Annotated in this window: 11 protein-coding genes; 1 reads left to right on the top strand and 10 read right to left on the bottom strand. The window is 32.9% G+C overall.

What is annotated here, in order from left to right:
- Nucleotides 1-287: 287 nt before the first annotated feature.
- The 8 genes from gap to JN168_RS05780 form a co-directional block, all read right to left on the bottom strand.
- On the bottom strand, nt 288-1,316 hold the full coding sequence (gene gap, locus JN168_RS05815) for a type I glyceraldehyde-3-phosphate dehydrogenase (RefSeq protein WP_279526231.1): 1,029 nt from the start codon (nt 1,314-1,316) through the stop codon (nt 288-290).
- A 453-nt stretch (nt 1,317-1,769) separates the two neighbouring features.
- Nucleotides 1,770-2,390, bottom strand: a complete 621-nt coding sequence (coaE, locus tag JN168_RS05810; protein WP_042738451.1) for a dephospho-CoA kinase — start codon at nt 2,388-2,390, stop codon at nt 1,770-1,772.
- A gap of 16 nt (nt 2,391-2,406) precedes the next feature.
- Nucleotides 2,407-3,279, bottom strand: coding sequence for a bifunctional DNA-formamidopyrimidine glycosylase/DNA-(apurinic or apyrimidinic site) lyase (gene mutM / locus JN168_RS05805; RefSeq protein ID WP_042738450.1), 873 nt, complete (start codon nt 3,277-3,279; stop codon nt 2,407-2,409).
- 15 nt (nt 3,280-3,294) lie between these two features.
- The gene (gene polA / locus JN168_RS05800; RefSeq protein ID WP_279526230.1) at nt 3,295-5,925 is read right to left on the bottom strand and encodes a DNA polymerase I; all 2,631 of its coding nucleotides are present in this window, start codon (nt 5,923-5,925) and stop codon (nt 3,295-3,297) included.
- Nucleotides 5,926-6,146: 221 nt separating this feature from the next.
- Complete coding sequence (gene pnpS / locus JN168_RS05795; RefSeq protein ID WP_042738448.1) at nt 6,147-7,850, bottom strand: two-component system histidine kinase PnpS; 1,704 nt, start codon at nt 7,848-7,850, stop codon at nt 6,147-6,149.
- Nucleotides 7,850-8,560 carry a response regulator transcription factor gene (locus tag JN168_RS05790; RefSeq protein ID WP_042738447.1) on the bottom strand — a complete coding sequence of 237 codons (711 nt, stop codon included), beginning with the start codon at nt 8,558-8,560 and terminating at the stop codon, nt 7,850-7,852. Before JN168_RS05790 ends, pnpS begins: the two co-directional genes overlap by 1 nt.
- Nucleotides 8,561-9,120: 560 nt before the next feature.
- Nucleotides 9,121-10,386 carry an NADP-dependent isocitrate dehydrogenase gene (gene icd, locus JN168_RS05785; RefSeq protein ID WP_042738446.1) on the bottom strand — a complete coding sequence of 422 codons (1,266 nt, stop codon included), beginning with the start codon at nt 10,384-10,386 and terminating at the stop codon, nt 9,121-9,123.
- Nucleotides 10,387-10,496: 110 nt separating this feature from the next.
- The gene (locus JN168_RS05780; RefSeq protein ID WP_279526229.1) at nt 10,497-11,615 is read right to left on the bottom strand and encodes a citrate synthase; all 1,119 of its coding nucleotides are present in this window, start codon (nt 11,613-11,615) and stop codon (nt 10,497-10,499) included.
- Between the two features lie 359 nt (nt 11,616-11,974).
- Between JN168_RS05780 and JN168_RS05775 the strand changes: the two genes are divergently transcribed.
- Nucleotides 11,975-13,333: an amino acid permease gene (locus tag JN168_RS05775; protein WP_042738444.1), complete on the top strand. Its 1,359-nt coding sequence runs from the start codon at nt 11,975-11,977 to the stop codon at nt 13,331-13,333.
- A 646-nt stretch (nt 13,334-13,979) separates the two neighbouring features.
- Here JN168_RS05775 and pyk read toward each other — a convergent pair.
- Both pyk and pfkA read right to left on the bottom strand, forming a co-directional pair.
- On the bottom strand, nt 13,980-15,740 hold the full coding sequence (gene pyk, locus JN168_RS05770) for a pyruvate kinase (protein ID WP_042738443.1): 1,761 nt from the start codon (nt 15,738-15,740) through the stop codon (nt 13,980-13,982).
- A gap of 21 nt (nt 15,741-15,761) precedes the next feature.
- Nucleotides 15,762-16,730 (bottom strand): 6-phosphofructokinase, encoded by a 969-nt coding sequence (gene pfkA, locus JN168_RS05765; protein WP_042738442.1) that lies wholly within the window; start codon nt 16,728-16,730, stop codon nt 15,762-15,764.
- Nucleotides 16,731-17,105 lie beyond the last annotated feature (375 nt).

Below are 17,105 nucleotides of genomic sequence, written 5' to 3'. Positions count from 1 at the left end.
TTTTCTTGGTTCCTAATAAAAATGCGCCATATAATATTGAAAAAGCGTAATGATTTCGACCATCTCATTTGGCAAGTCATTTTATCACAATACGATTCAAACGTTAATATATTATTGTTGCAATTCAACATGGTGTTATCATTTTCCTGACCGAGGTATACTAAATACGCTTAAATAGTAACAACTTCACATAATTAAGAAAACGCCAATCTCTATTTTTAACAATAGAAATCGACGTTTTAACTCATTAGAGATAGTTTACTCTACATTGATTATTATATTTTATATTAAGAATTAACCACGGCAGATGTCTGATTTGCAATTAACGAACCAATTTGTGCCGCTACTTCTACAACTCTATTAGAATAACCCCATTCATTATCATACCAAGCGATTACTTTAACCTTTTTATCACCCATTACCATCGTACTTTGTGTATCAATGATAGCAGAATGTGGATTTGTATTATAATCCATAGATACTAATGGTGCATCTTCTGTATCAATCACACCACCTAATGTATGTGCTTTGAATGCTTCGTTAACTTCTTCAACTGTAACAGATTTCTCTAAATCTACAACTAAATCTACTAAAGATACATTTTTTGTAGGTACTCTTAAGGCCATACCATGTAATTTACCTTCTAATTCTGGCAACACTTCTTTTAATGCTTTCGCAGCACCTGTAGAAGTTGGTATGATACTCTCATTGCAAGATCTTGCACGTCTCAAATCTTTATGAGGGTTATCAATATTGTTCTGATCGTTTGTAATCGCATGTACTGTTGTCATCAAGCCATTTTCGATACCAAACTGATCATTTAATACCTTTGCAACTGGACCAATACAATTTGTAGTACATGAAGCATTACTAAAGATATCATATGTTTCGATATCCAATTGATCATCGTTAACGCCTTTAACTATCATTTGTACGTCTCCACCTTTAGATGGTCCTGTTAATAATACCTTTTTAGCCCCAGCTTTAATATGTGCATCTGCTTTGTCGCCATGATTAAATTTACCAGTAGCCTCTATTACGATATCTATGTTCATTGATTTCCAAGGTAAATTTTCTGGATTTCTATCTGAAACTAATGTTATTTCATGATCACCAACTTTGATACCATTTTCAACTGGTTCCACAGTTAAATCATATGCACCATGTGTAGTATCGTAATTAATCAAGTGAGCAATTGTTTCCGGAGGGTAACTTGCATTAATTGCAACCACATTTAAGTCCTTATTTTTTAATGCGATTCTTAATACCATTCTTCCGATTCTGCCCATACCGTTAATTGCAATATTTGTAGCCATTAAAAAGCACCCCTCATCTTTGTGTTATACTTTATGGAAATAGTATAACATAAAACTTTGAATAAGAAAGCGTTTTCTTTTAGAAATTTCAATTTTTTATTTATGCTGTAATATAAAGCTTTTATTATCCCGAAATGCTGTAATAATTAGGCTATTAATGCAAAATATATCTTAATTTATGAGACTAAATGATAAAAAAACGTCAATTCCTATTTAATGTACTTATGCCATAGGAATTGACGTTATTTTTATTTGTATCAATGTGTTACTCTCATTATTTAGCATATATTGTTAAAAGCGTTACAACTTAGCTACGTTTCAAAACGTTAAATTTCGAAGCTAACGCCTTAATAAATCAGTGTTTTTATCTTCGTTAAACTTGCTAAAGAGATTAACTTAAGCACCTATAGTTAATAACAATTACATACATGCTATTTAATATGACTAAAGTAATTACTGTCCATCTTCTATTTCATTATCAATATAACCCTCTTCAATCAATAATGTTTCGACATTTTGCTTTAATTCAAGTTTGGTATCTCTATTATCAATTACATGATCTGCCATTCGACGCTTTTTATCTATTGAAATTTGACTTAAGACACGCGCTTTAGCATCCTCTAAACTTAAATCATTACGTTCCATTAAACGCTCGATTTGTATACTTTCAGATGTATATACCAACCAAACTTCATCGACAGTATCCTGCAATTCATTTTCATAAAGTAATGGAATATCCATAATTACATTATATCCTTGTTCTAAATAGGCCTCTTTTTCTTGTTCCATAATTTCATGGACGATTGGATGGACTATTTCATTGAGTTCTAATCTCTTTTCAGGATAATTAAAAATAAGTTCTCCAACATATTGTCTATCCATCTCACCATTCTCTAAAATCGCTTCCTCACCAAAGTGCTCACGAATTTGAGCGAGACCTGTCGTTCCTTTTTCTACTGCCTTTCGTGATGCAACGTCAGCGTCGACAATTTTAAAACCATGTATAGTTAATAATTCAGATACAGTTGATTTACCTGTAGCAATACCACCAGTTAATCCTATGACTTTTGGCATAATACTCACTCTTCCTTTACTTTTGGCATGTCGGACAAAAATGACTGTTTCTCGTTGCGATAACTTGTGTTTCTATATCAGTACCACATACTTTACATTGCTTTTGTTTATATACATTTAAATGTAGTTGCATCGTACCTTTACTACCATCTGCATGTAGGTAATCTGATATGCTTGTGCCTCCATTTTTTATACCCACTTCTAGGACTTCTCGAACATAATAAAACACCATTTCTCGCTCTTGATGTTTTAAATCTTTTGATAACCTAGCAGGATGTATACCAGCCCTAAATAACGCTTCACAAGCATAAATATTTCCACAACCTGAAATGACTCTATGGTCTAGTATCATCTGTTTAATTGGTTTATTTTGATACAGTTTCTTATCAAACCATGACAAATAATGACTTAACGCACCATCTTCAAATGGTTCAGGCGCTATTTCTAAAAATGAAGGATAGGCATCAAATGAGGCCACATTTCTAATTTCTCCAAATCGTCGTATATCTGAATACACAAGCAACTTGCCATTTGCTAGTTTAAACACAACATGCCAATGCTTTCTATAATTCGTGTTTGTAATATCTTCTATTTTGTCTACAACAAAGAATCCACCAGCCATACCTAAATGACTGATTAAAATACGATGCTCATGCTGTTTTTTAAGATAGAAAACAATATATTTACTTCTGCGTTCTACCTTCTCAATTATAAATTGTTGCGTGAACATTTGGAACGTATCTAATTCCATTCCTTTGATAATCGTTTCTTTATTTGCTGCCTTACCTTCTTTTACTTTATTTGAAAAGTGTACACCTACAATTTTCTGATCGACAACAAATGGTTCAATTCCTCTTTTTACGTGTTCAACTTCTGGTAATTCCGGCATTATTGTACCAACTTTCTATTTTGCATCATACCACGTCTTGCCATAACTAGATTCTACTTTCAATGGCACATCTAAATCTAATGCATTATCCATAATATCTTCTATAAATTTCTCAAATTCTGATACTTCATTTTCAGGAATTTCGAAGATTAATTCATCGTGTACTTGCAATAATAACTTCGCATGAAAATCTGTATCATCAATTGCTTTAGCAAAATTCACCATCGCTAATTTAATAATATCAGCAGCACTACCTTGAATTGGTGTATTCATTGCTGTACGTTCAGCGAAACTTCTTAAATTAAAGTTACGGCTCGTAATATCTGGAATATAACGACGTCTATGCAATAGTGTTTCCACATAACCATTCGCTTTACAATCTTTAACAATATCTTCCATATATTGTTTCACGCCTGGAAAGCTATCTAAATAATCATCAATAAATTGCTTTGCTTGCTTTCTAGTAATTCCTAAACTTTGACTTAAGCCATAATCACTAATGCCATATACTATACCAAAGTTTACAGCTTTCGCCTGTCGACGCATCATAGCATCAACCTCATTAGGTTCCACATTAAATACTTTCATTGCTGTTGCAGTATGAATATCTTCATCATTGATGAATGCTTGCATCATACTTTCATCTTGTGTGATATGTGCTAAAACACGCAATTCAATTTGCGAATAATCCGCAGAAAATATAACGTTATTTTCATCTGTAGATTTAAATGCTTTTCTAATTTTCCTACCTTCTTCTAGGCGTACAGGAATATTTTGTAAATTCGGATCAATTGAAGATAATCTACCTGTTTGAGCTAGGGTTTGATTAAATCTTGTATGAATGCGCTGATCTTTACTAATTACTTTCTGTAATCCTTCAACATAAGTTGATTGTAATTTAGCCAATTGTCTATATTCTAAAATATACTCGATGATAGGATGTTCGCCCTTCAATTGTTCCAATACATCAACAGCCGTAGAATAACCCGTTTTTGTTTTTTTAATAACTGGTAAATGTAGATTTTCAAATAATACTACGCCTAACTGCTTAGGTGAATTGATATTAAATGATTCTCCTGCCGCATCATAAATATTTTGAATTAATTCATCTAATTTACTTTGAATTTCGCTTTCCATCGTTTGTAAATCATTTACATCGGTATAAATACCAATTTCTTCCATTTGACTTAAAATTTCTGCCAATGGTAACTCTAAATCAAATAGTAATTCTGCTTGATTATACTCAGTCAGTTGTTCAAGCATTAATGGATATGATTGGTTAATTGCTTCAGTAATGGTAGCGATGTAATGATTAAGCACATCATCTTCTGGTATCGAACGTTTCTTACCTTTACCATAAATAGCAACACTCTCTTTTACATAGTGTTGACCATAATGAGTTACGACAGAATTCACATCGTCTATCGTTCTCGATGGATCAATGATGTAACTTGCCAACATTGTGTCAAATGTAATATTTTTCAAATCGATATTTAAACGATGCGCTGTGATATACGATTTTTTAGCATCATAAACCACTTTTGCAGTTTGACCATTTTCTAACCATTGAACGAGATCTTTATGTTTATCTATGTCATTTGCATCAATTACTACATGATGTGAACCATCATAAAATCCAAATTTCAAAATATCATCTTTCAAATAGTTTGTACCATCAAGTTCAAAATGAATATTCGCTTCCTCTAATGTAGCAAAATCTATTTGATCAAAATGATCTACTACTGAAATTTCCTTTTCTTCGACATTACTATTATCGCTATCCACATCAATTTGTTCTAGTAATTGTTTAAACTCTAATTTCTTGAACAATTCTACTTTGGCTGTTTCATCTAATTCATCAGGTAGCTTTGTATCACTAACCTTCACTTCTATAGGACTCTCACAATTAATCGTAGCCAATGCCTTACTCATAATTGCATCATCTTTACTATTCTCTAGCTTTTCTTTTAATTTCTTACCTGATACTTTATCAATATGTTCATAAACATTCTCAACAGTAGAGAATTGCTTAAGTAACTTGATTGCTGTTTTTTCACCTACGCCAGCAACGCCAGGAATATTATCTGATGTATCTCCCATTAAACCTTTCATGTCTATGATTTGGTTTGGAACTAAACCGTCATATTTTTCGGCAATAAAGTCTGGTGTATAGTGATCTACATCTGTCACGCCTTTTTTCGTATAATAAATTGTAACATTATCCGTTGCCAGTTGTGTTAAATCTCGGTCACCAGTAACAATGATTGTTTGAAAACCTGATTGGTCAGCCTCTTTACTCAAAGTTCCTATAATGTCGTCAGCTTCGTAATTATCAAGCTCATAACGCTTAATTTGATAAGCATCTAATAGCTGTCGAACATATGGAAACTGCTCACTTAATTCTGGTGGGGTCTTTTGACGACCGCCTTTGTATTCTCCATAAGTTTCATGTCTAAATGTCGTCTTGCCAGCATCAAATGCCACTAAGAAATGTGTAGGTTGTTCTTCTTTAATTATTTTCTCAAGTAACATCGCAAAACCATATACGGCATTGGTGTGTATACCTGCCTTATTTTGTAAAAGTGGTAACGCATAAAATGCCCTAAAGCTAAGACTATTACCATCTATTAAGACTAGTTTATTCAATATATTAACCTCCAACACATATTTACCTACTATTTTATCACAAATACAGACTTAAACCGTATTGATTCGCAGCAATTTAACATAACAAAATGCGCCATTTAATAATCATAATAAAAAGGACTAATCTTTTATGAGATTAGTCCTAAAATACATGCGACAGTGGTTGTTATCACTTCTGCGCTATAATCAAATTATTTAATAATGATGATATTATACAGTCATCATTGGTCTTGATTTGTTTCAAAAAAGGTCACTCTAAACGTAGAACCTTCGTTTAACTTACTAAACACATTAATTCTACCATTGTGTGCTTCCATAATATGTTTAGTGATAGATAAACCTAAGCCAGTTCCACCTGAATCTCTACTTCTCGCTTTATCAACTCTATAAAACCTTTCAAAAATATGCTTCTGATCTTCCTCACTTATTCCCATGCCAAAATCTTGCACTTCTAAGATGCGTTTATTCATGTCTTTATACACTTTAACAATGACTTGACTTGAATCTAAAGAATAACTTATTGCATTAGACAGAAGATTAATAGCCACTTGAGAAACCTTGTCTTTGTTAGCATCTATTACGATATCTGGTTCAATTTCATCAATAATGGATATATTTTTATCTTCTGCTATGGTTTGCATATTTTGAATCGTTGATTGTGCAATTTCAGAAAGACTAACTGGTTCTGTTTCAATTTCTGTCTGCTGTTCTACATGTGACAACTCGAGTAAATCAAACACTAAAGTTTCGATACGATCTGATTCTTTAGAAATAATATTTAAGAAATCAGTTAATGTTTGTTTATCATTCATCGCGCCATCTAATAAAGTTTCTGCAAATCCTTTAATTGATGTAATTGGTGTCTTTAGTTCATGAGAGACATTTGCGACAAATTCACGGCGTAAGTTTTCTAATTTTTTCAGATTTGTAATATCATGTAGTACTAGCACCATGCCATAGAGATGCTTTTTTGATTTCGATAATATCGGCACACAAGCAGTATCAAAATATTTTTGATGTACTTGATTTAAAGTTAGTTCTACTTGATCATATACTGGCTTTTCAACTCTAAACGCCTCAGTAATTAAGCTTTGAATTTTACCATCAATAAAATCGCCATAACTTTTATGTTCTACTGCTTCATCCGGTGTGAACACCTCATAATAAGCGCGGTTAGCTACGACAATTTCACCGTATTTATCAATCATCAAAATTGAACTTGGAATATTTTCCACTGTAGTTTTCAATCTGTTTGACTGTAATTTTTGCTTATGATTTAACAGTTGTAACTTACGAGCCAATTCATTCGTTGTGACAAACAACTCTCTTGTTTCTTTTACATTACTTTCTGGAACACGCACATGATAATAGCCTTCAGCTAATAAATTGGTTGCATAAGTCACTTCATTAATCGGCCTAATATATGTACGATTAATACTTCTTACAACAGCAAACATAATAACTAATACGAATAAGCCAATCAAACCAATATATTTCCAAATCTTAATTTGCAAATCTAAAATATAATTATTAATACCACTAATATAAATCTGTTTATCTTTAATATCCGTATGGAACGTAAATCGACGATCATTATCCACTTTATCGTAAATCAAAGTGGATGGATTCGCTTCATTAAAGATTTCTTTATTAATCTTTAATCCTTTTTGTGTAGTGAAAAGTACACCATCTTCATCTTTTATTTCGACAGTTAATTTTTCATTTTTCGCAATATTAACTATCTCAGATTTCTTTTCTTGGTTGTACAAACTTAATAAGTGTTGAGCTTGATGTTCCAAATCTCCATTTTGGCTATTTGAAACCGTATTATAAACAACATGTGAAATAATTGCACCCAAAGCTAAAAAGCTTAGAATCACAATCGTACACAATAGAAATAAGAGTCGTTGATGGAATTTCAACATTATACCTTAGGTCTTTCCAATTTATACCCTAAACCACGAACTGTTTTTATTAGTTTAGGCTGCTTTGGATTTTCTTCTAACTTATCTCTTAAATGACTAATATGTACGTCCACAATTCGAGAATCACCCGCAAATTCATAATTCCAAACTGAGTTCAGCATATGTTCACGTGTGATAACACGTCCTTGTCTTTCGATTAAATACAATAATAGCTCAAACTCTTTAGGGGTTAATTCTAATAATACGTCATCTCTATATACTTCAAAGTACTCCGGTCTAATTCGAATAGAACCAATGATAATGTCTGATTCATCATTTTCTACTGTCTTCGCTTCGTTAATCATTGCAGAGCGTCTTAAAATAGCTTTTACACGTGCTACTACTTCTCTTGGTGAGAATGGCTTTGTCATATAATCATCTGCACCAAGTTCTAGTCCTAACACTCTATCAAATTCATCATCTTTCGCCGTTAACATAAGTATTGGCACAAGATTTTTATCTGATCTTATTGTTTTACATACTTCAATACCATCTTTTTTTGGAAGCATGACATCTAATACGACTAACTCTGGGTTTGTAGTGTTAACTTTTTCCAATGCTTCTTCACCATCATAAGCAACATCTACTATGTATCCTGCTTGTTCTAAATTATATTTTAACAAGGTTACAATAGATTGTTCATCATCTACTACAAGTACTTTTTGTGACATAATGTACCTCCAAATTTATGTTTACAAGTTGATTATAACTTAATTTTAAATAAAAATAACATAGTTCTAACGATATTTACATAATCTTTACATTGAGCTAATATTAGCAAATTATTAAGCTAGTATAAAGTTCAGATAATTATAATATAAACTCTCTGTTATGCTATTTTTGATTATTGTCTTTTATTATTCCTTAAAATCATCTTCATAAAACCTTAACATTAAAAATTGATTATTTTATTCCAGATAAATGTACCCACTTTTCAAATAGCACCATCTATAACCACTTATCCAGCGTATAGTTTCAAACAGTTATTACAATTAGATTACTATAATGCTCAAGGTATTATATATCAGATAAAAAATTTATATAGGTACGTTACTTTACCTTCAAACTAATAGCATAGTGTACACTTCAACAAGACAAGGGTTAATATAATGTGCTGTAGTCTACGGAATAACTAACCATTTTCAAAAAAAACGCCAACTTCTATCTCACAATAGAAATTGACGTTTTACATTTAGACAGAGTTAATTATACTCCAATCTCATTATTTAAATTATAAGTTTTTAATTAATTCGTCACCAAATTCTGAAGTAGAAACCTCTTTAGCCCCATCCATTAAACGAGCAAAGTCATAAGTAACTACTTTAGAAGCGATTGTTTTTTCGATTGATGCAGTAATCTTATCTGCAGCTTCTTGCCAACCTAAGTGTTCTAACATTAATGTAGCACTTAAGATTTCTGAAGAAGGGTTTACTTTATTTAAATCTGCATACTTTGGAGCAGTACCATGTGTAGCTTCAAAGATTGCATGTCCTGTTTCATAGTTAATATTTGCACCAGGTGCGATACCAATACCACCAACTTGTGCTGCTAATGCATCTGATACATAGTCACCATTCAAGTTCATTGTAGCTACTACGTCGTGATCTGCTGGACGTGTAAGAATTTGTTGTAAGAAAATATCAGCAATTGAATCTTTGATGATAATTTTGCCATCTTTTTCAGCTTGTTCTTGAGCAGCGTTCGCTTTATCTTTACCTTCTTCTTCAACAATTTTGTCATATTGTTGCCAAGTGAACACTTTATCACCAAATTCATTTTGCGCTAAATCGTAACCCCATTGTTTAAATGCACCTTCAGTAAACTTCATGATATTACCTTTATGCACTAATGTTACTGATTTACGGTTATTATCTAATGCATATTGAATCGCAGCACGTACTAAACGTTCTGTACCTTCTTTAGAAACTGGTTTCACACCAATACCTGATGTTTCAGGGAATCTAATATTTTTAGCACCCATTTCGTCTTGTAAGAAATCGATTAATTTCTTCGCTTCTGGTGTACCTTCTTTAAATTCAATACCAGCATAAATATCTTCAGTATTTTCACGGAAGATTACCATATCTGTATCTTCAGGACGTTTAACAGGAGAAGGTACTCCTTGGAACCAACGTACCGGACGTAAACATGTAAACAAGTCTAATTCTTGTCTTAAAGCAACATTTAATGAACGAATACCTCCACCAATTGGTGTAGTTAAAGGACCTTTAATTGCTATTAGATATTCACTGATTGTATCTAAAGTTTCTTGAGGCAACCATTCGCCTGTTTCATCATATGCCTTTTGTCCTGCCAATACTTCTTTCCATTCAATTTTCTTTTCACCGTTATAAGCCTTTTCAACAGCAGCGTCGATAACACGACTTGCAGCTTTCCAGATATCTGGTCCGATACCGTCACCGATAATGAATGGAATAATTGGATTATTTGGTACTGTTAAACCTTCGTTTGTTTTAATTACTTTTTCTCCTGCCATGTGTAAAACCTCCGTTAATTTTAATTATTTAGTGATTGAATCCTATGCTAACTAAATTACAACCAATGTTGCAAATAAATAGTAAAACAAATTACTTAATTACTATGAACTTATCTATTTTCAATTGGTTCATAAGTTCTATTTGTTTCACCAATATAAGATGCTCTAGGACGCATAATTCTATTATCTCTGTACTGTTCTAAGATGTGTGCAATCCAACCAGATGTTCTACTTACCGCAAAAATAGGTGTGAATAAATCATGTTCGATGTTCATACTATGATAAACAGTAGCACTGAAGAAATCGACATTAGCGATTAATCCTTTTTCTTTTTTCATTTTGTCAGCAATTTCAACTGAAATATCAAACAATTGACTTTGTCCTGTTTCTGAAGTAATCTTTCTACTCATTTCTTTCAGGTATTTCGCTCTAGGATCTCCATCTTTATAAACACGGTGACCAAAGCCCATTACCTTTTCTTTATTTTTAATCTTGTTATCTATGTACTCATCAACCTCGTCAATTGATTTCACTTCAGATAACATGCTCATTACACGCTCATTTGCACCACCATGTAATGGGCCTTTTAACGAGCCAACAGCGGCAACAATACCTGAATACATATCTGATAATGAAGATACTGCACATCTAGCAGTAAATGTTGACGCATTTAACTCATGGTCAGCATGTAATACGAGCGCTTTATTAAACGCTTCAATTTCAATATCAGTTGGCAATTCCCCTCGTAACATATATAGGAAGTTTCCAGCATAGTTTAAATCTTTATTTGGTTTAACAATTTCTTTATCTTGTCTCACACGAGCATAAGCTGTTACTAACGAAGCGATTTTAGCTTGTATACGTACGGCTCTTTCCATTGTTTGAGACTCATCTTCGTCTTCAGCATGTGAATCGAAGTGTGCAATATATGATACTGAAGTTCTTAAAGCAGTCATTGGGTGTACATTGCCAGTTGCATATTCTTTAAAATGATTATAAACTCTCGGATTTAAAGTCATATACTCATAGAGTTTATCTTTAAGTTCTTGTAATTCTTCTTTATTAGGTAATCGATAATGCCATAATAAATAAATTACTTCTTCAAATTCAGCATTTTGAGCTAAGTCATCAATATCATAGCCAGCATATGTAAGTTGGCTATCAATAATAGAACTCACTTTAGTCTCAGCTGCAATTACCCCTTCTAAACCTTTTTGTAACTCTGCCATATATAAATTTCCCCTTTTCTATTTCATTATGAAATGGCTTTCACAAATCATTATATCCAATCCTGTCATTTTTGTGAACAACTTAGGATTGATTTAAAACATCTTCAATTCCATAACATAAGAAATATTCATTTATTTATATGCCTATAATTGCTAAAACCTATAAATGGTTATATATCCATTTTAATATGTAAGTTGACACACATCAATTTTTATAACTTTTTAATTCGTTATCATGGTTAATAACAAATTATTAATGTATTTTTAAACTTCTGCTTCATTTAATGTTTATAAAAATAGTTGTTTTATTTTTAATAACATAGGATAATAATAGTTAGCTAAATAAAGGAGTTATTAATATGGGGAAAAATCAATTACAAAGAGAACTAAGTAATCGTCACATTCAGCTTATTGCAATTGGGGGAGCAATAGGAACTGGACTATTCCTTGGAGCTGGGCAAACTATTGCATTAACCGGACCTTCAATATTACTAACATATATCATCATTGGTTTTATGTTATTTATGTTTATGAGAGGTTTAGGTGAAATTTTAGTAGCAAATACGAATTTCAAATCGTTTGCCGACGTTACTAACGAATACATAGGTTCATTTGCCGGATTCGTTACAGGTTGGACTTATTGGCTTTGTTGGATAATAACAGGTATGGCCGAGGTAACAGCCGTAGCAAAATACGTCAGTTTCTGGTTCCCAAATGTTCCAAACTGGTTAAGCGCTTTGTTTTGCGTACTAGTGTTAATGTCTTTAAATTTATTAAGTGCCAAATTATTCGGTGAATTAGAATTTTGGTTTGCGATTATAAAAATTATTACAATTATCGCGTTAATTGTTGTTGGTGCTATCATGATAATCATGGCTTATAAGACACAATTTGGTCATGCTTCTCTAACTAATCTATACAACAATGGTATCTTCCCTAAAGGCATGAGTGGTTTTGTTATGTCATTCCAAATGGCACTTTTCTCATTTGTCGGAATCGAACTTATAGGGGTTACCGCTGGGGAAACAAAGGATCCTAAGACTACCTTACCAAAAGCAATCAACAGTGTACCTTTACGTATATTAGTATTCTACGTTGGTGCTTTAGCAGTAATTATGTCTATTATTCCTTGGGCACAAATTAATCCTGAAGAGAGTCCTTTCGTGAGATTGTTTGCATTAATAGGTATTCCATTTGCTGCTGGTATTATTAACTTTGTAGTATTAACAGCTGCAGCATCTTCATGTAACAGTGGTATCTTTTCAAACAGTCGTATGTTATTCGGACTTTCAAAGAAAGATCAAGCACCACCAATTTTAAGTAGTACTAATAAAAATGGTGTTCCACATATTGCGATTTTCGCATCATGTGCACTATTATTAATTGCAGCATTACTAAATTATATTATTCCAAATGCTACTTTAGTGTTCACATACATCACTACGGTATCAACTGTATTGTTCATCGTTGTATGGGCATTAATCATTGTGGCATATATTAATTATCATCGTCGTAATCCTGAAGCACATAAAAAGGCTACTTTCAAATTACCTGGTGGTAAATACATGGGCTACGCGATATTGGTATTCTTTGTATTAGTATTTTGTCTATTATTTGTAAATGCTGATACTAGAATCGCGGTGTTCTTAACACCTATTTGGTTCATTATTCTATGTTTAATGTATCTTAGATATAAAAAAGTAGAAAAATCTCAATAACAACCATTTACGAGTTGCATAAATACATAGATAGCCATTAAAGCATTGATTCTAGAGTATTTAAAAATTTAGCGGGCAACTTTGTTATTATTGTTATTTAACTTAGTAGTTTGAAGGTTTTTGTCTCAAACGCAATAAAAGAGAGCTATTCCGTGATGGAATGGCTCTCTTTTTATTTAACAATTTTTTTGTTTATATTGGGAAAATTTCAATTTGTATTGAGTCATTATACTTATCACATATACAAAACATAACTACACTAGAAAATAAAACAATTTGTGCGATACCATTTTTAGGGATAAGCATTGCAGTTTGCACTGGTATAGTTAATTGCTACCTATCATAATTTTTATACATAAGGTAACTCGCTAATTTGGTTTAATGAAGTTTATTAAATCATACGGTAGTGTCTTATTTTTGTAGTATTCACAAGTAAGAACTGCATATGGCTTGCAAGGCATATGAGATTGTTGGATGCGTGTCGAGATCTTGGTTCGATCTAGATCCAGCCCCTAGGTGAGCGAGCAGTAACAATACAGAATATTAATACATATAACAAGCCCATCAAAGATCAAAAATCTATGATGGGCTTAATGCTGGGTATTCATGTCCCAGACGCTAATTATTAATTTATGTCAATCAGAAATTATAGTACGTTAGCGTATCCTTCAAAAATCTTACCGTGATTTGCATCTACAGTAACTAATACATCATTTTGAATTTCAGATGTAGCATTTTCAACGCCTACTACTGTTGGTATACCTTTCTCTAAACCGATGATAGCACTTGGAGAAGTAATACCATTCTCTTCAGTAATTAAACCAATTGCTTTTTCAATATAAGGAACCAATGTTTCATCTACAGAAGAAGTTACAATGATTGAATCTGACAGGTCTTTACCTTCTAATTCACTTGCATTATTAACAACTAATGTATGACCAACTACTGAATTTCTACCAACACCTTGTCCTTTAGCAATTTCGTCACCAACTAGATGTAATTTCATCATGTTTGTTGTACCTTGTTCACCTGTAGGTACACCCGCAGTGATAATGATTAAATCACCATTTTTAACACGTTCTGTTTCTACAGCAGTAGCAACAGCATTGTTTAATAGTGCATCAGTTGTCTTACGACCTTCTTTAACAACTGGGTGAATACCCCATACTAAAGCACATTGGCGTGCAGTTTCTGCATTTGGCGTAACAGCAATAATATCTGATTTTGGACGGTATTTAGAAATTGTGCGTGCAGTTGAACCACTTTCAGTTGCAGCTACAATTGCTTTAACGCTTAAGTTTAATGCAGTATGTGCAACAGATACACCAATTGCATTAACTAGTGAAGTCTCTACTAATTTTGTACGGTCAGATAATAATTTCTTATAATCTTGAGCTGCTTCAGCTGAAACCGCAATGTTTCTCATTGTTTTAACAGCTTCTTCTGGATATTGTCCTGCAGCAGTTTCACCAGATAACATAACTGCGTCTGTACCGTCATAAATAGCATTGGCAACGTCACTTGCTTCGGCACGTGTCGCACGTGGATTACGTTGCATTGAATCTAACATTTGAGTTGCGGTAATAACAGGCTTACCTAATTTATTACATTGTCTAATTAAATCTTTTTGAACCATTGGAACTGATTCTGGTGGAATTTCAACACCCATGTCACCACGAGCAACCATTAATCCGTCTGCAACTTCCAAGATTTCTTGAATATTATCAATACCTTCTTGGTTTTCGATTTTAGGAATAATACTAATATTTGTATTATTTTGTGCTTCTAATAATTTACGGATATCTAACACATCGCTTGGTCGACGAACGAAACTTGCAGCGATAAAGTCAACACCAACACGGATACCGAAGTTAATGTCATCTGCATCTTTATCTGTGATACCTGGTAAACTTACTTTAACACCTGGTAAGTTAACACCTTTTTTATTTTTTAGTTCTCCAGTATTTAATACGTCACATAGAACTTCGCCATTTGCTTTGTCAATTTTCTTAACTTGTAATTCGATTAAACCATCATCTAATAAAATATATGAACCTTCTTCAACATCATTGATTAGGTTGTCATAAGTTACTGAGAATTTTTCAGGCGTACCTTCTACTTCTGTCATGCTTACGATAACTTCTGAACCTTTTACAAGTTCAATCACGCCATCTTTCATGTTGTGCGTACGAATTTCTGGGCCTTTAGTATCTAATAAAATAGCTACTGTTTTACCTAATTTTTTAGATACTTTGCGGATTGTATCAATACGTGCTTTATGCTCATCATGATCACCATGTGAAAAGTTTAAGCGTGCAACGTTCATTCCTGCTTTAATTAATTTCTCCAACATTTCTTCTGATTCAGATGCTGGCCCTATAGTACAAACAATTTTAGTCTTTCTCATTATTAATGCCTCCCAGTATTTTTAAATAGATAATTCATTTGTTAATTCAAATGTTTCATAATCAAATTCATGATCATTCGATTTGAATATTTCATCAAATGGTGTGTCAACTAACACATTATTACGGATACCTACACCGACTGCAGATTTACCTTGTAATAATAAGTCAACTGCATACCCTCCCATACGTGAAGCTAACACTCTGTCAGCACCACTTGGGCTTCCACCACGTTGAATATGTCCTAGTACAGATACACGTGCATCGACGTTAATATATTTCGTTAATTCTTTCGCACAAGCTTCACCAGACATACAGCCTTCTGCTACCATTACGATTGAATGTTTTTTACCACGTTTAATACCGTGGTCAATTTTTTCTGCAACATCTTTGATGTCAGTTTCTACTTCTGGTACTATAATTGTTTCTGCACCAACAGATAAACCAGCCCATAAAGCTAAATCTCCACAGTCTCGCCCCATGACTTCTATGATGAAAGTACGTGCGTGACTTGATGCTGTGTCACGAATCTTATCAACACATTCGATAATAGTGTTTAGCGCAGTATCAAAACCAATTGTAAAGTCTGAACCATTAATATCATTATCAATTGTTCCAGGCACACCAATTGTTTGAATTTCTTGGCATTCTTCACTGATACGTTGAGCACCTCTGTAACTTCCGTCACCGCCGATAACTACAAGCCCTTCAATACCTCGTTTACGTAAATTTTCTATACCTTTTTTACGTACTTCAGGTTCTTTGAATTCAGGACATCTTGCTGAATACAAGAATGTACCACCACGTTGGATTGTATCACCTACTGAACCAAGTTCCAATTTCTCGATTTCATCGTTCAACAACCCTTGGTAACCTTGGTAAACACCATAAACTTCAATGTTATTGTAAATCGCTTTACGAACGACAGCTCTAACCGCTGCATTCATACCTGGTGAATCTCCACCACTTGTCAACACTGCAATTTTTTTCATGACGACATACCTTTCTAACTTGAATTTCTTACTCTAAAAATACCATAAATTTGTGGTACGTGCCATTAAAATAAGGCATTATGACTAATGTAAACGTTTTTAATCGAGGTATAGAATGAAATCATTATAGAAAGCGTTTGCTCATTTTTCACTATTATCAAATTTTTAATCCTAATATGTATCTACCTTTTTGTACTGTATTTTAAACAGTTATCTAAGTTTAATAATGCCAATCATAATAAGTATTGAACATTATTCAGCATATTTAAAATTAATAAGTAATTCATTAATTGATTTGCTCATTTTTACATCATTTTAATATGGCATTATAATGCAATACGTAATATTTTGGTGAGCCAACAATACGAAATAGGG

Origin of the sequence: Staphylococcus gallinarum, from assembly GCF_029774255.1 — a bacterium.
GTDB classification, from domain to species: Bacteria; Bacillota; Bacilli; order Staphylococcales; family Staphylococcaceae; genus Staphylococcus; species Staphylococcus gallinarum.
This window is presented reverse-complemented; position numbering and strand designations above follow the sequence as displayed.